Below are 21,007 nucleotides of genomic sequence, written 5' to 3'. Positions count from 1 at the left end.
CGATGAGCAAGAAGAAATACGTCCTTGTCGGCACCGGAGCCCGCGCCCGCATGTTCTACGAGGCCATCGCACGCGACTACCGCGAGCATGGTGAACTGGTGGCGCTGTGCGATACCAACCAGACCCGCATGGACTACACCAACAAGGTTCTAGTTGAGGAGTTCGGCTATCAGCACCTGCCCACCTACAAGGCGGAAGATTTTGGCCGCATGCTGGAAGAGACCGGCGCAGACGTCGTGATCGTCACCTCGATCGACCGCACGCACCACATCTACATTATCGCTGCACTCGAAGCCGGTCGCGACGTCATCACAGAAAAGCCGATGACGACGGATGTCGTCAAATGCCAGCAGATCATCGATACAGCCAAGCGCACCGGCCGCTCGGTGCGGGTGACGTTCAACTACCGTTACGCGCCGCACAATGCTGCGGTTCACGACATCATCGCCTCGGGGGGCATCGGCGAGGTGTTTTCCGTGCATTTCGAGTGGCTGCTCGACACTAAACATGGCGCCGATTATTTCCGCCGCTGGCACCGCGACAAGCGCAATAGCGGCGGCCTGATGGTGCACAAATCAACCCACCATTTCGACCTCGTCAATTTCTGGCTACAGAGCCAGCCGCAGACCGTGTTCGGTATGGGCGACCTGCGGTTTTACGGCCGCGCCAATGCCGAGGAGCGTGGCCTGTTCACGCCCTATACCCGCACCACCGAAGTTCAGGCGGCCAAGGTCGACCCGTTTGCGATCGACCTGACCGACAGCCCGGTGCAGAAGGCGCTTTATTGGGATGCCGAGCATGAAGACGGCTACCAGCGCGATCAGAACGTTTTTGGCGACGGCATCAGCATCGAAGATACGATGCAGGTCATGGTCCGCTACCGGAACCGCACGGTGATGACCTATTCGCTCAACACCTATGCACCCTGGGAAGGGTTCAACGTTGCCTTCAACGGCTCGAAGGGACGCATCGAACTGATGGTGCGCGAGACCTCCTACATCAACGCCGGTGGTTCGTCCGATAAGGAAGGTGCTGCCAAGGGCATCCAGCTCTATCATTTTCCGCTGCATGGGGAGCCGCGTGTCGTGCCCGTGGCGATGGGTGAGGGCGGGCATGGCGGCGGCGACAACCGCATGCTTGCCGATATCTTTGGCGGTGCGAATTCTGGCGCTGCTTTTGCTGCGGATTTCCGCGATGGCGCCATGTCGATCCTGACCGGTCTTGCCGCGAACCGTTCGTTCCAGACCGGTTTGCCGGTCGAAGTGTCAGAGCTGGTCGATTTCTGACCCGGCCCGTTGAAACGCAATCAGGAAAGGCAATCCCCATGAAACTGCTGGATGACGATCGACTGTTGCCGACCGAAGAGCGCCCGAGACGTATTGCTCGTGAGCTTTACGATCAGGTGCGCGACCTGCCGATCATCAGCCCGCACGGGCATACCGATCCGCGCTGGTATGCGGAAGATGCTGCATTTCCGGATCCGGCGCAGTTGATCGTCACGCCGGATCATTACGTCTTCCGCATGCTGGTCTCGCAGGGTGTCGGCATAGCCGATCTCGGCGTACCGCGTGCCGATGGCGGGCCGGTGGAAACGGATGGCCGAAATATCTGGCGACTGTTCGCCGAGAACTATCATCTCTTTCGCGGCACGCCGTCGCGCCTGTGGCTGGATCACTCCTTTCAGGAGGTGTTTGGCATCGACCGGAGACTGAATGCCGATACGGCCGACTGGTATTACGGTCATATCTCGGCCTGCCTTTCGCAGCCGGAATTTCGGCCGCGCGCGCTGTTCAAGCGTTTCAACATCGAGGCGATCGCCACAACGGAAGCAGCGACAGATGACCTGCGCTGGCATAAGATGATCCGTGAAAGCGGATGGGACGGACGTGTCGTTACCGCCTACCGGCCTGACAATGTTGTCGACCCGGAAATGGCGGGCTTTACCGAAAACATCATGTTGATGGGCGAGCAGACCGGCTTTGATACGACTACATGGACGGGCTATCTCGACGCCCATCGTGCCCGGCGTGCTTTCTTCAAGCAATATGGCGCGACATCCTCAGATCACGGGCATCCTTCTGCGAGAACCGAGGATATGCCGCAGGATGAAGCCGCAGCACTCTTTCATAAGGTTCTCAAAGGTACATGTTCGGCCACCGAAGCCGATGCCTTCCGTGGCCAGATGCTGACGGAGATGGCGCGGATGAGCCTGGAAGATGGCCTTGTGTTGCAGATCCATCCGGGTTCGCGCCGCAACCATTCGCCCAGCGTGATGGCAATGTTCGGCCGTGACAAGGGTTTTGATATTCCCGGTCGCACCGATTACGTGACCGCACTTCAGCCATTGTTGAATGCGGTCGGTATGCGGCACGACCTCACAGTTATCCTGTTCACATTGGACGAGACCGCATATTCGCGGGAACTCGCACCTCTGGCCGGGGCCTATCCCTGCCTGAGGATTGGACCGGCGTGGTGGTTCTACGACAGCCCCGAAGGTATGCGGCGTTATCGCGAAGCCGTGACCGAAACGGCGGGCTTTTACAATACCGTGGGTTTCAACGACGATACCCGTGCCTTCTGCTCGATACCCGCCCGCCATGATGTCGCAAGGCGTGTGGATTGCGGCTTCCTCGCCAGCATGGTTGTCTCCGGCCGCCTCGGGGAGCATGAGGCTTTGGATGTTGCCCATGATCTTGCCTATGGTTTGGCCAAGCGATCCTATAAAATGTAAGGAAACTTCATTTTTGCGTCCGGCTTTCGAATGAGGCTTGGCTCCTCGTCCTGAAGATCGGCTGCCGCTGGCGCGATGTTCAGGCCGGATCCCAGCTTCGGCTCCGGCCTGTGATGGCCACGTCCCCTGCAGGTTGTGTGTCACATGTTGACATCATTGCGCTGCGCTCGCTTTTGGGATCAATAACCAGCAGGTTGGCAGAATCGGCCGACCGGGTGTGAGGGCAGGGGTATGAATTGTCTAAGGTGAATGAGCAGGGTAGGGCGCTCGTCGGTATCGCCTTGGCCTCGGCTGGATACAGCTGCTTTGCCCTCCAGGACGCCATCGTGAAGTGGCTCGTGGCGGATTACGAAGTCCCCGAAATACTATTCTTTCGAAGTGTCGTCATCGTTCTCATCGCCGGGGTGCTGGCTCGCATCCGTGGACACGCCTCCATCTTGAAAAGCCCTCACAGGTCTACGATTGTCTTGCGTGCGGCGTTGATGTTGGCGGCCTGGCTGTTGTTTTTCAATGCGGCCAAGTGGCTTGGTCTGGCAGAGCTCACGACGCTGTATTTTTCGGCACCCGTGATGGTGATGGTGCTCTCGATTTTCATCCTCAAGGAAACCGTCGGGCCAGGCCGCTGGCTTGCCTGTCTCATCGGTTTCGTCGGCGTTCTCATCGCCGCCAATCCGGGCAACTCCGCAAGCTTTCTCCCGGCCGCGATGTGCGTTGCCGCGGGTTTCTGCTGGGCTCTCAGCACCATACTGATCCGTCTCGTCAGCAGGAGTGAAACCACGCTCGCCCAGATGTATGCGACAAGCTTTCTGTTTGCCATTGCTTGCGCAGCGTCTTTCCCGTGGGTTTGGAAAACACCGGATGCCGAGGGATGGCTGCTGATGCTTGCGCTCGGCATCGTCGCAACAGTGGGGCAATATCTCGTATACGAGGGATTTAGGTATGCACCGGCGTCAGCTTTGGCCTCCGTTGAGTATACGGGACTAATTTGGGCGTTCGTGTTCGGGTATCTGGTTTGGGCAGAAATCCCGGCCGAAAATGTTTTCGCAGGCGCCATGCTGATCGTGGCATCCAGCCTGGTTCTGGTCGTTTGGGAGCGTCGGGCGAATAGGCGATTGTTGAGTTCGAACGGGCTTTAGACAAACGGCATTGGCTGCTTGCATGCGATCATGCCCGTTTTTCTGCGCCGTATCCGACACAGCCGCCTATTTCATCACGTTTGCCATCGTCCTATCTGGCCGGGAAAAACTGCTTATGAGGTGTATTTCGTTTTTTAATGTATTTCCCGTGTGTTTCCGGGATTTTTATTTATTGAAATTTGTGGTGTCTGTAAAAGTTATGAATTAATTCTTTTTCAGAAGTTAATGCCTAGTAAAGTGTTTGAAATAGATAGAATTGACGATATCTAGTCCGTTGACCTATTCATTCGAAGCTGAAAAATTAACGGCAGGTTAATTTTCGAAAATCAGCATTTGCTGAAATTCGAATTGGCAATCGAGGCTAATATGTCTTCAGCTACGATCAATCCTCCGTTCGAACGCCCGGAATTTTCTATAAAACGTGTGGTAGATCTCGCTATTTCGGCAATCGCGATCTTGGCGCTACTGCCACTCCTGACCCTGCTTTACGTCGCCGTAAAGCTGACCACACCCGGTCCGGCATTGTTCGTTCAGGCCCGCTACGGCTTGGGTGGTGTCCCGTTCAAATGCTATAAATATCGGACGATGTACGTTACGCGCGAACCGAGCACGTTCACGCAATGCGTCCGCGACGATCCCCGGGTAACGCCTCTCGGAAAGATATTGCGCGCCACCAGCCTCGATGAGCTGCCGCAGCTTTTCAACGTTTTTCTGGGCTCGATGTCGCTGGTCGGACCGCGTCCTCATCCGCTCAAGCTGGATGACGATTTTGCAGGGCAGATTCACCATTACCGTGACCGTTTTCGTGTCAAGCCCGGCATAACGGGGCTTGCACAGATCATGGGTAGCCGCGGGGAAACTGCCAGCCTGGGCGACATGGAGCGAAGGATCGCGGCGGACCGGTCCTATGTGGAAAATCAGTCTCTCGCGCTCGATCTCGGCATTCTCTGCGCAACCATTCCATGCGTCATCAAGGGTACCAACGCCTTCTAAAAGCGACTTGAACCAACAACTGGAGAGCTGGCATGAAAATCTGTGTCATTGGCACCGGCTACGTCGGCCTCGTATCGGGGGCATGCTTTGCGGAAATAGGGCATCACGTTACCTGTGTGGATATCCACGAGGATAAAATAGCCAAGCTTCGCGATGGGCAGATGCCGATCTACGAGCCAGGGCTTGAGGATTTGGTCGCCCGCAATCAGGATGCTGGCCGCCTGATCTTCACAACACAGATCCAGGATGCAATCGACGCCGATGTCAGCGTGTTTTTCATTTGTGTCGGAACGCCGGCATCTGCCCTCGATGGCGGCGCCAACCTCGATTACGTTTTTGCGGCCGTGGGTGATATTGCCCGACATGCGGCGATACAGCGCCAATCCCGGCCCGAGCAAATCCTGTTCGTCACAAAATCCACGGTTCCTGTCGGCACGAATAGTGAGATCGAGCAAATCGTCGGCCGTTATATCCCCAGTTCCGGATTTGCGATTTCCTCCAACCCGGAATTTTTGCGTGAAGGCGCGGCAATCAAGGACTTCATGAACCCTGACCGGATCGTCATCGGTTCCTCCAACGCACAGGCTCGGCGGACACTTGAAGAGATTTACCGGCCCATTGCGGAGGCGGGCGCCGCTGTACATCTGGTCTCTTCGGTGCAGACGGCAGAGCTTGTGAAATACGTTGCCAACGCTTTTCTCGCGACCAAGATCTCGTTCATCAATGAGGTGGCAAGGCTTGCCGAAGAGGCCGGAGCGGATATCGACGAAGTCGTGGCCGGTGTCGGTGCCGATGCTCGGATCGGGCGAGATTTCCTGACGCCCGGACCTGGCTATGGTGGCTCGTGCTTTCCCAAGGATACGCAGGCGCTCGTTAAAACGGCGATCGAATATAACTCCCCGCTCACCATCGTCGAGGCGGTAATTGCGGCCAATCATCGGCACAAACTGATGATGATCAGCAAGATCCGCAAGGCAATCGGCGGAAGGCTGGAGGGTAAACGTATTGCGGTGCTCGGCCTGGCCTTCAAGGCCAATACCGACGACATGCGGGACTCTCCCGCGCTGGTCATCGTTCCGGGCCTTGTTCGGCTTGGTGCGCAGGTGGTCGGGTATGATCCGATAGCAGGCGAGAACGCACAATTGCTGATGCCGGATATTCGTATTGAAGCCGATGTCTTCAAAGCGGCGAAAGATGCCGATGCGGTGGTCATTCTGACGGAATGGCCGGAATTTCGTGATCTCGATCTCAATGAGCTGATGGAAAACAGCCGCGGCAAGACCGTGATCGATTTACGGAACGTGATGTCGAAGCAGAGCGTGGAACGTTTCGCGGGAGCCTATTGCGGACTGGGCAAGCCGAATGGGCAGCACATGATCGATGTTCCGGTTGAGATGGAGGTTGCGTGATGGCAAAGCATGTTGTTCTGGCCGGTGCCGCCGGCTTTCTCGGATCACACCTCGCGCATCGCCTCCTGCTTGGCGGGTATCAGGTGACAGGTCTCGATAATTTTCACACCGGGCGTGTGGGCAATCTCAGCCAGTCGATGGATCATGAGGCGTTTCATTTCATCGGTCACGACGTCCGCGAGGCCTATATCGGCAAGTGCGATGCTGTGATGAATTTTGCCTGCCCGGCTTCACCGCCCGATTATCAGGCCAACGGTATCGGCACCCTGAAGATCAATTTCCAAGGCACGCTCAATCTGCTCGGACTTGCAAAGTCCAGTAAGGCCAGCTTCTTTCAGGCGTCGACATCGGAAATATATGGCGACCCCGAGGTCCACCCACAGGTCGAAACCTATCGTGGGATGGTCAATCCGATCGGCCCGCGGGCATGTTACGATGAGGGAAAACGCGTCGCTGAGGCGCTGACCTTCGAGTATCAGCGGCAGCACGGACTTGCGGTCAAGGTCGTGCGTATATTCAATACTTATGGTCCGCATATGCGGCCGGATGACGGTCGTGTCGTTTCGAATTTTATCATGCAGGCCCTGCGCGGCGAAAACATCACGATTTATGGCAATGGTCGGCAGACACGCTCCTTCTGCTATGTCGATGATCTGATCGACGGCATTTTCCGACTTTTCGAAAGCGGTGCATCCGTCACTGGACCCATGAATATCGGTAATCCGGTCGAGTTCACCATACGCGAACTTGCCGAACTGGTCATAGAGGTGACGGGAAGCAAGTCGGCTATCGTCAACATGCCGCTACCGGAGGACGATCCCCGCCAGCGTTGCCCGGACATCTCCTTTGCGAGGCAGGCGCTTGGTTGGGAGCCGAAGACCGCTCTGCGCGAAGGCCTCGAAAAGACGGTCCTCTACTTCGACAACATCCTCAAGCAACCGGAAAATGTTCAGGCGGCCTAGGCCATTTGCATGACCACGCACCGCTGCAGAGGACATCGTCTCGAAATGAAGATGGATCGGTCATCCCCGTTTGAAGGTTCCAGTCCCGTCTCCCCCGTGTTGTTGGAGAGGCCGGGGTTGGTCGCGAACAATGCGCTGCCGCGCGCCATTTTCTTTTTCTCTGCCAATACCCAATACGAAAATGCCGGCGATGCCCTCATCAATCGTGAATTGCTGAAGGTTTTGCGGCGTTGGGGCAGAGTTCGCGTCGCCCAATCCGGTGCGCCGGAGGCCTTCATAAAGCAGCTCCGCCTTGAGCCGCAGGAATTGCATTACGAAAGTCGTCCTGCTCTTTGGCTTGGCGCCGTTCTGGCGGGTACAAAGGCTCGCTTCAGTCGAACGGAGAGGCCGTACCTGGCCCTCACTCCGGGTGATCCAGGCGGTTTCTTCGACCGGGATGTGATGTTGCGCGGCGCGTTGATGCTGATGCTGACACTTGCTGGCGTCAGGATTGTCCGCCTGGGGGTATCGCTGGGGCGGATGTCGAGGGGGCGACTTCGCTTTGAAGCGTTTATGTCTCGGTTCTACGCCCATATCGGCATCCGCGATTCGAACTCACTGGACCTGGCAAGAACATACGGTTTTCGAAACTGCGGCTATTTTCCAGACTTCGCGCTTGCCCTTGATCCAACCGAGGGTTTCTCGAAAGTTGATCACCATTTCAACATCGCGGTGTCCCTGCGTGATGACAATCTCGGTCAGGTGGATAGGGCGATGCTGGTCACGAAACTGGATCAGGTAATCGACGCGGTGTCGGTCAACCGTCCGGTATCGCTTCATTTCGTGGCGCAGGTCGGCCTCGACGACGCGTTTGCCCGCTATCTTAAGGACCGTTATGCCGGCAGGATCAGGTCGGTGATGAGCGAGGAGCAGAACATTGACAGGCTGACAAACATCTACAGTCGCGCCGATCTGATCGTTAGCAACAGGCTGCATGCCCTGTTGTTGGCAAGTGCCTGCGGCGCAGTTCCGCTCGGGCTTCTGTTTCCAGAAAGCAACGTCAAGATTGTTGGGCTGCTCGGCGATCTTGGCCTGGGAGATCATTGGCTCAACCCCAACGATGAGACGCTGCCGGATATTGCCGGTCTTATGATACGGCAGAAGGTCGTACAGGCTGCGTTCACCAACGCTAGCCAGATGATTTGTTACAGGGCTGAAGCCCTGTTTGGATCTTGAGGCGATCATGGATTATCACGCCACGTTGCCTCTGCGCTCAGCGCGTCAATCTCTTTCATGGACAGTGTTTCAGGCCCTTTCGCAGATACTGTCACGGCTATTGGCTTTGGTGGTTCTTTCGTGGCTGCTGCCTCCGACCGTGTTCGGCTATTATGGTGTCGCGATGTCGGCCGTGATGATCCTGTCGACATTTGCCCAGATGGGAATTCCCACGAACCTTATCTGCCTGGACGAGGTTGGTTCAAAATCGCTGGTTGCGGCAGTGCTGGCGGGTTTAGTCGTCAGTGCCACGGTAACCTTGGCTTATCTGATCGCGATCTCGGTCATGCAGGAGCGGATCGGTGGCGAACTGTCAGCTGTTCTGGTGGCACTTTCTTTTTATATTCCCGTGCAGGTGCTGCTGAATACGCTTGAGGCTTTCGGAAGGCGGCTTTTTGCTTTCAAGGCGCTCGCCATCTGCGACCTGGCAGCCGCCACGTTTGGCAATCTGATCCTCGCGGTTGCATTGGCCTACCATGGGTGGGGCGTATGGGCTCTGGTCGCCGGCCAAGTGGTCGGTGCATTGATTCAGGCCGCGGGATTATTATTCGCCTGCCGTGATTTCCTGGGCTTCAGAACTAATATCGCCGAGTTGCGCCGGATCGTCTCGTCAAGCTTTTCACTGACGATTGCAGAAGCGGCGAATATCATCACCGTGTATGCGCAAAGGCCCCTGGTCGGCGCTGTCCTTGGGGCCGCCGCAGCCGGTTTGTGGACGCGCTTCTATCAGATCATCCTGCTTCAACTGACATGCCTCGTCCAACCGATAGACAAGCTTGTGATGCCGACTCTATCCCGTCACAGGGCCTCCATGGATCGGACAAGGGAAACTACTTTGCTGACCATAGAGATCGTCAGTCTGGTAACGATACCCGTCTCGGCAATCACCGCAGGCATTGCGCCCTTCGCCATCGAACTGGCTTTCGGCCCCGCCTGGACAGAGCTTGTTCTGCCGATGCAGATCGCCTCGATCACTCTTTTTATACGGGGTGTCGACCGTATTCTTCTCAGCGCCGCGAGAGCGGCGGGACATATCCGTTCACGCGCAGTCGTTCAGGTCCTCCAGATGGTCGTGGTGATTGGCGCGATCTATTGGGCGGCGCCCCACGGGCTGCCGATGATCGCAGGCGCTTATGTCGTTTCTCAATCGTGCGGGTTGGTTGCGATGCTCGTCCTGTTCAGCAGAAACTCCGTCATTCCCTTGCGACGAATACTCGAACGCATTCTCCCCGGTGCCGTTTGCGGCGCTGTGATGCTGGGGGTGACCGCAGCCATTGAAGCGATTGGTAAGGGGCCGACGTCCGGCTACGCGATGATATCGCTATGGCTTGCGCTGACGGTCAGTTCTGCTTTCGTGGCGTGGATCACATATCAACGCTGCACCTCGGCAGGATTGCGGGCTCAACTGAATGGATTTCTTCGACATTTGACCCTAAAGGGAGGCCCTGCCGCATGAGTGATCCCCGCAATACTCCCATGGTTTCGGTGGTAATTCCGCTTCACAATCGAGCAGACAAGATTGCCGATGCGGTCGCCTCCGTTCTCAGCCAATCCATGCAGGATTTTGAGGTCATCGTCGTCGATGACGGATCGACGGATAACGGGCCGGAGATTTTGGCAGCGTTATCCGATCCACGCATCATCTGCATTCGACAACCGAAATCCGGCGCCAATGTCGCGCGCAATCGCGGTATCGACAGTGCAAACGGCCACTATGTCGCAATGCTGGATTCCGACGACGTGTTTCTTGCCGGCCATTTGGAACGCAGCATGAAGGCATTGATGCAAACACCAGCCGCCTTGGTATATGCGCGGGTTGTCGTCGATCGCGGCAACGGGAGAACCTTTCTCAAGCCGCCACGGCCGCCCCGAAAAGGCGAGAATATCAGCGATTACCTCATGACCGATACCGGGTTCGTTCAGACCAGCACGGTGGTCATCGCCACTCAGACCGCCCAAACGGTGCGGTATCTCGACTGGCTGCAGTGCGCGCAGGATACCGATTTTGCCGTCCGCGTGGCAGCAAGCGGTGTGCCGCTGGTCATGATCGAGGAGCCAGGCGCACTATGGAATGATGCCTCGTCGGGAACCAGAATATCCGCAATACCGCGTCCCGAACATCTGCTGAAATGGCTGGAATTCATCGAACCGCTCGCCACCAGACAAGCAATAGCCGGATATCGCGGTTGGCACGTCGGGCGGGCGCTTGCCTTGCGCGGAGAGAAGCTGAAAGCCCTTGGTTATTTCGGCATCGCTGTCGTCGTTGGCTGCTATCGCCCGGCTCTCGCACCACGGATCCTCGGGCAGATCCTGCTTGCCGGCCCCGGTTATCGGGCACTCGTCAACGGATTGTTGGGCCTTAAGGCAAGGTTTCGCCCACCTGCATTGGAGGATGGTGGTCTCAAACAATGACTCCAACGCGTTATCAACTGCCAGTTGGTTTTTTCCGGCAGGAACTCGATCCGCTCGCGGATGCCGTCTTTCTGCCCAGTGAGCAGGTGCGAAACGGAACGTTTCAATGTGTCGGCGGCCGACATGTTCATCATGTTGGAGGCAAACAGATATGGGATTGGGATGGGGGAGCTGCCGAGCGTTACAAAGACGTCTCGCATTCGATCTTCATCGAGGGGCGCCACATTGTCATGATGCGATCGGGGGATGCCTTTTCCGCCGGCGGCACATATCGTCAAGCTGCTCCTTACAGTCTTTTTCCGGATGTCTATATCCAGAATTGCCGCGTCGAGAATGTCCGCGGAAGTTTTGACGAGATCCATGCCGACGTTTTCCAGCTGGACTATTCGCTGCACGATCTGAAGATCGACTGCCTGACCGCTGATACCGACTACCAGGGGCTATACCTCAGGCCGACGGTGGCCATCAGTGGCAAGATCGATATCCGCCGCTGCAATTTCACTCTCAATACCGCGAACGGATTGCAGCCGAGCGCACGTCTCATCTACCTTTTCAAGAATATGTCCGAGGTTTCGGACACCCGCCACCTTCTCTATTTCAGCGAGGTTTATTGTGACGTCCCGCATGGACTGGACCCGAGAACCTTTTTCTCCCCCCGCCAAGGCATGGAAATCGCTGCGGATGCCCAAGGCACTTACGTCTGGTGGCCAGACCTGAGTCAGAGAGTAATGGATCTCAAAGGTCAGCCCGCCCGGATACGCATAGGCAAGCCGCCAAATGGCGATTTCGCGCCCGCGACCTCCGTCGGTCTGGGCTACCGCAGTCCCGGATACCAAACTTCTCCAACAACCCACATGAACTTTGATCCCCAACCATAGGAGACGATCATGCCCATTGTCAGCAAGTTGCTTCTAGCCACGGCGCTCGGGGCCGCGATCTGCGGCCCGGCATCCGCAGAGGATTACCGACTTGGCGCGCAGGATAAAATCAGCATCAGCGTCTACGAGTATCCGGGGCTGAGCGGAACCTTTGCCGTCGGTCCCTCCGGTGAGATCGGTGCGCCACTGATCGGAGATGTCAAAGTGGAAGGGCATTCGACGGGTGAGGCCGGCGCGCTGATCGCGGCGGCTTTGGCACAAGCTGAAAAACTGCGGGAAACGCCCCGCGTGACGGTCCAGATCGTCGAGTATCGTCCCTATTACGTTGTCGGACACGTCGATCGGCCGGGACGCTACACCTACGAGCCCGGGATGACCGTGCTTAAGGCGTTGGGGGCGGCAGGCGGGCTGTATCGCCCCTCGGGTGGCGATGTTCTGCGGCTGGAGCGTGATGCCACCAATGCAGAGGGCCTTGTCCAGACGCTGCAGATCAGTTCCGCACAATTGCGCCTTCGTATTCAGAGGCTTCATGCGGAGCGCAATGATTTTCCCGAGTTCAAGCCGGAAGTCGTGCGCGTCGAATCTGACAAAAACGCGCTGTTGAATAGCTTCATTCAGCAGGAACAAATGATCTTCAATGCCAAGCGAAAGCTGCTTTCTGGGCAGGTCGATGCGCTGAGCAAGCTTGCGAAGACGTACAGGGCGGAGGTTGCGTCGTTGCGGGAGCGGGTGAAATTGAAGGGGGTCGAAGTTGCCGCCACGCAGGCTCGCCTCAATGTCGATTACAAGCTCGCCACATCCGGAGCCACCGCCTCGTCTGTCGCGCTGGAGCGGGAGCGCCTGTTGGCCGACATTCGGGGGGAGGAAGAGGAGCTTTTGAGCTTGGTCTTACGGGCGGAGCAAGGTGTAACTCAGAGTGAGCAATCGTTACGTAATCTTGTCGACAGTCGCGAGCGCGATGATGCGCAGGAATTGCATGATGCCGAGGTCGAGCTAGCTCAGGCCCAGGCAAAGCTTAAAACCGCAAAGGCGCTCGTCAATGAAGCGTTGGTGTCTGCTCCTGCGACATATAGAGAATGGGCGTCTGATATGCAGCAGCAGCCGTCCTACAGGATCGTCCGTGCTGCTGGCGAGGGCATTGTCGAAATTTCTGCGAACGAGAACGATCCCGTTAAGGCCGGGGACGTCTTGAAGATAGTCGCTGCATCTATCTCCCAATAATCGTGACTTGTACTCGGTTTTCTTTCGAGTGCGTCCCGATTGCTGCCCTTATATTCGCAATTACTAATTAAATAGTCCAAATTTACTAGATAGAATTTAATGTATTAATGATTTTTATATTAAGTGTATCATGTACAATGAAAAGCTGTATTGTATTTTAAACTGATGGTCGTCCGAATTGATCATATGTAGATATCTAGCTTTTTTAAGCTAAATATATCCCATTACATCATAGATCGGCCTTTAACGAAGATTGATGAGATATGGAGGGAATATGTTGTGTGATTCAACAGCTGAAAGCTCCAAATGGTCACTGCTGGTTGGCAGTGGCCTGCGCGGCGATGCCAAAAAGACAAAAACATTGATGGATTTGTTCCAGGGATGCGGATCCCTGACTAAGGTAGACTCGAATTATCTTCCAAGAAAAAGCGAAGTAAATTCGCGGCATCTTCTAATAATACTTGACCTGACGTCGATAGATAATGCCGATTCCGTGATAAATCACCTTCAGATAGAATTTCCGGACGCACGTTTTGTAGCGGTGTTTGATAGCGAAGAGCGTGAAGCTTACAGTAGCGCTGTGCTTCTTAAGGCGCGTTATGGCAAGCCTCATGGCTTTATTCCTGTGACCGCAAACCCGGATACCTGTGCCGCTATTCTGTGTGTGGTAAATGCCGGCGGCGAGATCATGCCGTGGACACAGCTTGATCAAAACTTTCCGTCTCTGGTCCTCAACGGCGTGCATGGTAGCGGCTTCGGGCGCGTGGCGCACGTTCCACCGGCCGGCCCTCGTCCGGAAGGCTACACCAATGGCAGCTTGAGAGAGTTCGCGCTGACCGAGCGGGAAAAACAAGTTTTACGCCTCCTGATGACCGGGATGCAGAACAAGGTCATCGCAAATAAGATGGCAATTTCGGAGAACACAGTCCGAATTCATATTCATCACATTCTGCGGAAATTGGGTGTGAGGAATAGAACAGAAGCCACAAACGCAGGAATCCGATCCGGATTTATATCGCTCATGCTTTTCTTCGGTGCCGCCTGGCGTTGCACGTCAGAGATTCTGTTGTCGTAAAAGGCTTGCTCGGTTCGATACCTTTCCCAGGGGGGCGTGATGGAAATCGAATATCAACCGGCTTTGCCTTTGCGGCACCATTTGTTTTCATGGCCCGTCGATCTCTTCAGCAAAGTAAGCTTGCTGGAATTCCTGAAATATCGTCTGTCGACACGATCCAAAACGATTATCGCCAACCTTAATCTGCATGCACTGCATTGCCTCGAAAACTCGGCCGGTATGGCCTCGCTGATCAACGCAAAAAACACTTTCGTGCATATCGACGGAATGCCGATCGTATGGCTGTTGAAGGCACGAGGAATTGGCGCCAAGTCTTACCATCGTCTGACATATCTGGACTGGGCATTGGACGCATTGGCGCTTTGTGAAAGCGAAGGCTGGACGGTCGGATATATCGGATCCACCCCCGAAATCTGCCAAAAGGGGCTCGTGTATTTTCGTAGCGAGTTTCCGGGGCTTCAGATCAGGGGATGGGATGGGTTTTTCGACATGTCGGACACGACGACAGGGTCAAAACTCTCCGAGACGCTCAGCGCCGTCAATGCCTTCAAGCCGGACCTTTTGATCGTGGGGATGGGAATGCCGCGCCAGGAAGAGTTTCTTCAACTTTACTCCGGCCAATTGAACTATGGTGTCGCCATCTGTTCGGGTGCATTTTTCGAATATTTCACAGGTGGACAAAAGCGTCCGCCCAGATTTTGGGGCAGGCTGGGGCTCGAATGGTTCTACAGGCTGGCCAATGATCCGCGGCGTTATTCCAGGCGTTACCTGCTGGAGCCGCTGCTTCTGGCCCGAAGGCTCATCTGGTCCCGGCGCCGTAAAGTGATCGGTCGGGCCTGACTTCAAAAGCCTTGGCTCTTTTCCGCGGTGTTTTGACTAAAGACTGGTATGCAGTGGTGGTGGCCAGCTTAGCCGAATACAGTTTGCATCGAAGTTGTAACCCGCGGATACAGGGCGCGGGTTGTTCCGGGGATCCGTCGCCTCGGCCAAAGGTGCGGAAAAAAGGATCGAGACCCCTGTCAGAATGAAGAGGCGGCGATCGACACCTTCTGGTTGCAAGGGGCGGATGGCGGTTGGTTTTGAAAGCTCATCTTTCATCGGTTGCTCTGGTGAGCGGGACTCACGTGTGCGTTAGCAACGAGCATGCTGGTCTGGCGCATACGGGCGAAGTCCGCCCTTAAGTTCGCCTCGTCGCGACCATTGTGGCTTTTGACGGAATGGACAATCTTCTTGTTCATCTGGACCAGTCTTGACGGGCTGGCTGGCAGGCCCTGCCATGTCAGACCCAGAGGGTAGCCGTCTCCGGCAAAATCTGACGAACGAAATCCCGCAGCCACGACCAGCAAGCCAAACAATTGGTCATCACATAGCGATGTCGTGCTCAGATCTTTGCAGCCCAGCAGCCCGCCCTCCAGCATGGCAACAAGTGCCGCGTGGCTGTAGAAACAGGCCGCTCCGAGGCTGTGCTCGCCCGGCTCGTAACCGTTCGCCTGCGCAATCTTGCGTATCTGACGCAGGCGCCTGGCCAAACGCGGGGATTTCATCATGCCCAGCCATGAACTCTCAAACGCCAGGCGCCGCGCTGCTGGCCTGAAATCCCGGCGATGTCCGAGGCATGTGTGTCGAAAGCTTCCCAGCGCGCCGATCGACGGATCAAGAGAGAAAGCCCTTGCCGCGTCGCTTTGTGCGCCTTCGCCGATCATCAGCGCATCGTCATCCATGCGTAGAAGAACATCAAAATCGTAGTTCTCGATGATGGTTGTGATGGCTTTTGACAGGTTCGTGTAGAGGCGTCCTCTGACCGAGTATCCTGTGGCCGGCTCGGCCCGACAGATGCTGATTGCCATGCTGTCGGACAGTTGCGTTTTTTTCAGGCCGCTGCGGGTCTCGTCGACCAGAACGAGAACCGAGCCCTGTGTTGAAAATGCCGCGATACTATTGATCGTGTCTTTTATGTTGTTGATTGAGCTGTTGGGGCCTATCGGCATAAGTATAACGGAGCATTTTCCGCTTATAGGCTCGATCTGTTCGTGCATATCGACACCATATGGATTATGGATATAGCACGATAGCACCATGCCACGTGCCTATGATTTTCCATATATTTCTATCGGCCCTATATTTGCTTTTGGCAATAAACCAATAGGTTCTAGTCCTATTTGTGTACTTAACAAAGATTTAAAATCTGCAATGGATTGCATAGCGAAGCTGCTGTCAGCCCCCTTCCATCACCAGGCCCCAGAGGCAGAGTTGGATGTGCTATGCTCAAGAGAGACTACGCCGCCAGACCGGTATATCAGAACGAAATGCTGTTGGGTCAGACGCCAGTTGCCCCAATATTTGCGCGGGAACTGCAGATCATTAGGCAGCATTGGAAACTCGTCCTGATTTGCATCATGCTGTCAGCAGCGGCTGGCATTGCGGTGGCAATCCTGATGCCACCGCGCTACGCGGCACTGGTACAGTTCAATGTCGACTATCGAACCATGCAGCTGCGGCAACAAGACGCCGTCTATTCGGAATCCGCCGTCACGGATGGTGTCGTGGAAAGCGAGGTTGAGGTTCTCAAGTCCGAACCGACTGCTCTTGCCGTCATCACGCAGCTGAAGTTGACAGATGATCCGGAATTCGTTCCGGCAGGAACGTCCTGGCGAAACAGGCTTGCAATGTTTTCGGGTCTCGCCTTTCTTCGCGGCGACGAGGCGTCCAGTGCCAGCCGTACGGCGCTTCACAATTTCCAGAAAGCCCTATCCGTTCATCGGATCGGCCTCAGTCATATTATCGAGGTCCGCTTTCGTTCAGCCGATCCCCAAAAAGCGTCCCTCATCGCCAATACGATTGCCGACGTCTATCTGCGGGGGCAGCAAGAAGCGCGCGCGAATTATGCCAGATCTGCCAGCGCCTGGTTGAGGCCGCGCGTGCAGGAAGCCGGTCCATCAACGTCAGTGCTGGCACGCGCCGAGCCACCGTCTTATGCGTCGGGCTTGAGCGACAAGGTGATTTTCGGTGCCTTTCTCCTGTTCGGCGCCTGTTCAGGCATGGGATTGGCATTAGTGGTCGAAGCCACCAATAACCGAATCCGTAACCGCGACGATCTGGTTAACGCGGTTCCGCTCAGCTGTTACGGCGTCCTGCCCCGCGTTGCCGCCTTGCGCCGCCCAAAATCCGGTCGGGATTTCCTCGAGTTCATCGTCAAAAACCGAAACACGGCGCTGTCGCACGTTATCCATCATTGCAGACTTGCCGTCATGTCGTCACACCCGAGTGAGACGGTTCGCACGATCGGCGTAACGTCCTGCGCACAGGGGAGTGGTAAAAGTCTTGTCGCTGTGCAGTTGGCGATGCTTATGGTTCAATCAGGAGAGAAGGTTCTCTTGATCGATGCCAATCCTTATAATCCGAGCGTTTCGAGATTGCTTGCGCCACATGCCACAGGTGGCTTGCTTCAGGCCCTGAAGGGCGATGCGCCACTGCGTGATTGCATTTTCGAAAGCAACGGGCTCGGCATACTTCCAATCATCTCGACATCATACAGCAGCCAATCCGGCCTGATGTGGACGCCTCGAATGAGCCGGTTGATTGGCGAGGCACTGGCAACCTGCGAATACGATGCAATCATTTTCGACCTGCCGTCTATATCGCCCTATGCGGATGTTCGCGCCAGCGCGCCGTTGATTGACGTGTTTCTGCTGGTCGTCGGTCATGGCGAAGAGGCCGAAAACATCCGCGAGAAACTTCGAGAAATCGACGACGTGGCACAAAAGGTATCTGGCACCGTCTTGAACAACGGCGTCAATCTCTAAGCGGTCACCAACTTAAATCCGTCCGTTCTCCCGCTGCTTCCAGGCTGCGCGGTGATCGGCGTGCCTAAAGATTGGACGAGACATTGCAGCCCCTTGCAGCAAGAGCAGATACGGCGACCATAGCTGCCCGAGACGAGACGGGCGCAAGCATATGGATGAGCGGCACGGCAACGATCGTGATTGCCTCGCTTCTGCTTGAAATCCACCAATTCGACGTCGGCATAAAACTTGGCAACATCGTGTTTGCCGTCATATGCCTTTTGGTGTTCAGGACAGGCCTGTGGCGTCTCGAAGCCCGCTTTGTGCTTACTGCGGCGGATTACTGGATGATCCTTTATCTGCTGTGGGCCGCCTTTTCCGTCCTTTATTCGCCAGCCCCAGTGGAAACCATCTTCCAGGTTGGCTTGGCCACGATTGTATGGGCCTCGCTGCTTGTCCTCAGGCAGCCGCCGCTGACGAATACGCTGCATATCGTTTTTGTGGTTGCCGCGATCATATCAACCTTCTCCGTCGCCGCTTACCTTTTTGATGCCGACTTCGCCATACAGCCATTTTCATCGACCGGAGCAGCAGAGCTGCGGGGAGTATTTGAACATCAGTTGCGGCTGGGAATGCTTGCGGCAGTTGCTGTCGGCCTGCTCGTCGTTGCCTTCATCAATGGCGATCTTCCGAAGCTGCGAGGCAGGCTCACACGGCCGGTGTTCGGCGGCTGCGTCGCTGTCATCGTTGCAACATTGTATCTGTCGCAGGCCCGGTCGCCGACGGCGGCGCTCATGCTCACATTGGCTGCCTGTTGCGCGTTTGCTGCGCCTCAACGATGGCTGCGCTACACCGCAATTTTCGGCATCGGCGCAAGTGTCTTCCTCATTTATCTGTATGGGCAGGAAATATCGAGGGCGGTGTTTGCGACCGAAAGTGACCTGACATTTTCGGGCCGATTGAAGATCTGGCAGGAGACGTGGTCTGCGGCCGACCTGCAGGGCTGGACGGGTTACGGCTTCGCGTCGTTTTCGTCATCCACCTTTGACTGGCTCTGGGGGCATTATCGACCCACCAGCGCGCACAATTCACTGCTGCAAACCTATTTCGAGACCGGCTATATCGGCTCACTGCTGATGCTGGGTTTTGTCATCGCGCTGCTGTCTCGCGGCCTTTCCATCTCTTTCCGCACCAGGCGGATCTCATACACGCTGTTCATGGCGATCTATGGGGTATCTTGCAGCCTGATGAGCGTCATTTACGGCGGCAAGCTTTCTATCCTGATGACACTGATCCTGCTGATCAGCGGACAGGAGCAGGCTGGCAAAGCTGGCCCGACCGCTTCCTCCAGGCGAGCAACGTTGGATGCTGCGCGCAGACGCATGACGCCGCCGCCGTTCACCGGGAAAGCGACCGGCACATGACTGTCACTGCTTATTCCAAATGCATGCAGGGGCTAAAGGCGCAAACGCTATCGCTGATGGTATTCAGCACCGCCTCCAACCTCCTGGCGCTGATCAGCAGCATCTACATGATGCAGGTTTTCGATCGCATCCTGTCGACGGGCTCGCATGACACGCTGCTGTGGCTGACCGTCGCCGCCATCGCCGGCCTGCTCGCGATGGGACTGATCGACCATGCCCGCCGCAGGATGCTGGCCTTGGCCGGAGCATGGATGGAGGAGCGCCTTGCGACGACCGTGATCGGCCGTTGTGTCCATGCGAAGCTGGCGGGTTTCAAGAGCGAGGCCAGTACTGCCGACTTGGCGGACCTGCGTGCGTTTATCGGCGGCGAAGCAATGCTGGCCTTTCTCGATGCGCCTTGGATGCCATTTTTCATCGCCATCCTTTGGCTCATGCACCCGATGCTGGGGGCGTTGACGCTGGCGGGGGCGGCATTGCTGCTCGGGCTTGCCATCCTCAACGAAATACTGACACGCCAGAAATCCGTGCGTGCGGCAGGCGAGCAACGTTTCCTGCAGCAGCAGGCGCTGGAAATCGTCGAACAGGCCGAGATCGTCAGGCCGTTGGGTATGATCTCGAACATGCTTCAGCGCTGGCGGAGGATGCAGCAGCAGGTTCACGCCAGTTCGCATGGCGCCCAGGAAATCACCGAGCGAATTTCCGCCGTGACCAAAACCCTGCGGATGGCATTGCAAATCCTGATCATGTGCGTCGGCGCCTATCTGGTTCTGGCGGGCGAACTGACATCCGGCGGAATGATCGCCGCTTCCATTCTTCTCGGGCGTGCGCTTTCTCCGGTGGAACGGGCGCTCGGCGCATGGCGGCATTGGGTTTCTGCCTGCAAGGCACGGCGCAACCTTACCGCGCTGTTCGAAGCGGTGCCGGAGGAGAGAAAGAGGACGCAGCTGCCTGTGCCGAAGGGGCGCCTCACTGTGGAGGCCGTGCGCCATGTTACGCACGGGGCAATCGAGCCGGTTCTCCGTCGTGTGGATTTTGTGGTGGAGGTCGGGACAACCTGTGGTCTGATCGGAACTTCCGGCTCCGGAAAATCGACACTGTGCAGACTGATCGTTGGCGCCTGGACGGCGACGAGTGGGCACGTTCGCCTGGACGGCGCCGACGTTGCATCCTGGGACCCCGACGAACTTGGCCAGCACATCGGCTATCTGCCGCAGGAACCGAAACTGTTCGCAGGCACGATCGCGGACAATATCGCGCGCATGGGGCAGGGGGATCCACAAGCGGTGATGCGCGCCGCGCAGATGGCTGACGTGCATGAGATGATCCTGCGGCTGCCGGACGGATACGAAACCGATGTCGGCCTGCACGGGCACAGACTGTCCGGAGGTCAAAGGCAGCGGATAGCACTTGCCCGTGCCCTTTATGGTAATCCGGCTCTGATCGTGCTGGACGAGCCGAATTCCAATCTCGACGGGCAGGGCGAAGAGGCTCTCCGCAAGGCACTTCTGGAACTCAAGCGGCTTGGAAAGACTATCCTGATCGTCGCTCACCAGCCGAGTGCCTTGCGAACGGCCGACACGCTGATCGTCTTGCGCGATGGTATTGTTCAAGCGCAGGGGCCCCGCAGCGAGGTTTTGCGGGATCTCGCCGTAGGCCTGCCGGCATCCTCATACGACGCCGGCAGCGCCACGCATCCCTTCGCAACCCTAAGCGATGCAAAGGCGGATTAG

General features: G+C 56.5%; 17 protein-coding genes. 16 read left to right on the top strand and 1 reads right to left on the bottom strand.

From position 1 onward, the window contains the following. The first annotated feature begins 2 nt into the window (after positions 1-2). The 13 genes from AAIH70_RS26875 to AAIH70_RS26815 all read left to right on the top strand — a co-directional run bounded on the left by AAIH70_RS26875 (position 3) and on the right by AAIH70_RS26815 (position 14,911). The gene (locus AAIH70_RS26875; protein ID WP_132280089.1) at positions 3-1,286 is read left to right on the top strand and encodes a Gfo/Idh/MocA family oxidoreductase; all 1,284 of its coding nucleotides are present in this window, start codon (positions 3-5) and stop codon (positions 1,284-1,286) included. A 38-nt stretch (positions 1,287-1,324) separates the two neighbouring features. Then, complete coding sequence (gene uxaC, locus AAIH70_RS26870; protein ID WP_132280086.1) at positions 1,325-2,731, top strand: glucuronate isomerase; 1,407 nt, start codon at positions 1,325-1,327, stop codon at positions 2,729-2,731. 236 nt (positions 2,732-2,967) lie between these two features. Then, positions 2,968-3,867, top strand: a complete 900-nt coding sequence (locus AAIH70_RS26865; protein ID WP_132280083.1) for a DMT family transporter — start codon at positions 2,968-2,970, stop codon at positions 3,865-3,867. A 333-nt stretch (positions 3,868-4,200) separates the two neighbouring features. Further along, positions 4,201-4,860, top strand: a complete 660-nt coding sequence (locus AAIH70_RS26860; RefSeq protein ID WP_132280080.1) for a sugar transferase — start codon at positions 4,201-4,203, stop codon at positions 4,858-4,860. A gap of 32 nt (positions 4,861-4,892) precedes the next feature. After that, a complete protein-coding gene (locus tag AAIH70_RS26855) occupies positions 4,893-6,269 on the top strand; it encodes a UDP-glucose dehydrogenase family protein (protein WP_132280077.1) in 1,377 nt (458 codons plus the stop codon). After that, on the top strand, positions 6,269-7,231 hold the full coding sequence (locus tag AAIH70_RS26850; protein WP_132280074.1) for a UDP-glucuronic acid decarboxylase family protein: 963 nt from the start codon (positions 6,269-6,271) through the stop codon (positions 7,229-7,231). The genes AAIH70_RS26855 and AAIH70_RS26850 overlap by 1 nt, the downstream gene beginning before the upstream one ends. Positions 7,232-7,348: 117 nt before the next feature. Continuing rightward, a complete protein-coding gene (locus tag AAIH70_RS26845; RefSeq protein ID WP_165932144.1) occupies positions 7,349-8,446 on the top strand; it encodes a polysaccharide pyruvyl transferase family protein in 1,098 nt (365 codons plus the stop codon). Positions 8,447-8,453: 7 nt separating this feature from the next. Continuing rightward, positions 8,454-9,941 carry an oligosaccharide flippase family protein gene (locus AAIH70_RS26840; protein ID WP_430036749.1) on the top strand — a complete coding sequence of 496 codons (1,488 nt, stop codon included), beginning with the start codon at positions 8,454-8,456 and terminating at the stop codon, positions 9,939-9,941. Beyond that, entirely contained in the window at positions 9,938-10,897 is a 960-nt protein-coding gene (locus AAIH70_RS26835; protein ID WP_165932143.1) for a glycosyltransferase family 2 protein, read from the top strand. Before AAIH70_RS26840 ends, AAIH70_RS26835 begins: the two co-directional genes overlap by 4 nt. Next, positions 10,894-11,775, top strand: a complete 882-nt coding sequence (locus tag AAIH70_RS26830; RefSeq protein ID WP_132280062.1) for a hypothetical protein — start codon at positions 10,894-10,896, stop codon at positions 11,773-11,775. Before AAIH70_RS26835 ends, AAIH70_RS26830 begins: the two co-directional genes overlap by 4 nt. A 9-nt stretch (positions 11,776-11,784) precedes the next feature. Further along, a complete protein-coding gene (locus AAIH70_RS26825) occupies positions 11,785-12,996 on the top strand; it encodes a polysaccharide biosynthesis/export family protein (protein WP_132280059.1) in 1,212 nt (403 codons plus the stop codon). A gap of 274 nt (positions 12,997-13,270) precedes the next feature. Next, positions 13,271-14,071: a helix-turn-helix domain-containing protein gene (locus AAIH70_RS26820; protein WP_165932142.1), complete on the top strand. Its 801-nt coding sequence runs from the start codon at positions 13,271-13,273 to the stop codon at positions 14,069-14,071. Positions 14,072-14,110: 39 nt separating this feature from the next. Beyond that, positions 14,111-14,911, top strand: a complete 801-nt coding sequence (locus AAIH70_RS26815; protein ID WP_132280053.1) for a WecB/TagA/CpsF family glycosyltransferase — start codon at positions 14,111-14,113, stop codon at positions 14,909-14,911. A gap of 254 nt (positions 14,912-15,165) precedes the next feature. Here AAIH70_RS26815 and AAIH70_RS26810 read toward each other — a convergent pair whose 3' ends face one another. Further along, positions 15,166-16,107 carry a hypothetical protein gene (locus tag AAIH70_RS26810; protein ID WP_132280050.1) on the bottom strand — a complete coding sequence of 314 codons (942 nt, stop codon included), beginning with the start codon at positions 16,105-16,107 and terminating at the stop codon, positions 15,166-15,168. Between the two features lie 159 nt (positions 16,108-16,266). Here AAIH70_RS26810 and AAIH70_RS26805 point away from each other — a divergent pair, with 159 nt between their 5' ends. The 3 genes from AAIH70_RS26805 (at position 16,267) to AAIH70_RS26795 (ending at position 21,007) form a co-directional block, all read left to right on the top strand. Further along, a complete protein-coding gene (locus AAIH70_RS26805; protein ID WP_132280046.1) occupies positions 16,267-17,874 on the top strand; it encodes a tyrosine-protein kinase domain-containing protein in 1,608 nt (535 codons plus the stop codon). 155 nt (positions 17,875-18,029) lie between these two features. Further along, positions 18,030-19,277, top strand: a complete 1,248-nt coding sequence (locus AAIH70_RS26800) for an O-antigen ligase family protein (RefSeq protein WP_132280043.1) — start codon at positions 18,030-18,032, stop codon at positions 19,275-19,277. Further along, positions 19,274-21,007 (top strand): type I secretion system permease/ATPase, encoded by a 1,734-nt coding sequence (locus AAIH70_RS26795; protein ID WP_132280040.1) that lies wholly within the window; start codon positions 19,274-19,276, stop codon positions 21,005-21,007. Before AAIH70_RS26800 ends, AAIH70_RS26795 begins: the two co-directional genes overlap by 4 nt.

Origin of the sequence: Neorhizobium sp. BT27B (assembly GCF_050455485.1) — a bacterium.
Taxonomy (GTDB): Bacteria; Pseudomonadota; Alphaproteobacteria; order Rhizobiales; family Rhizobiaceae; genus Neorhizobium.
The sequence above is the reverse complement of the archived record's forward strand: the minus strand, read 5'-3'. Positions and strand labels throughout refer to the sequence as shown.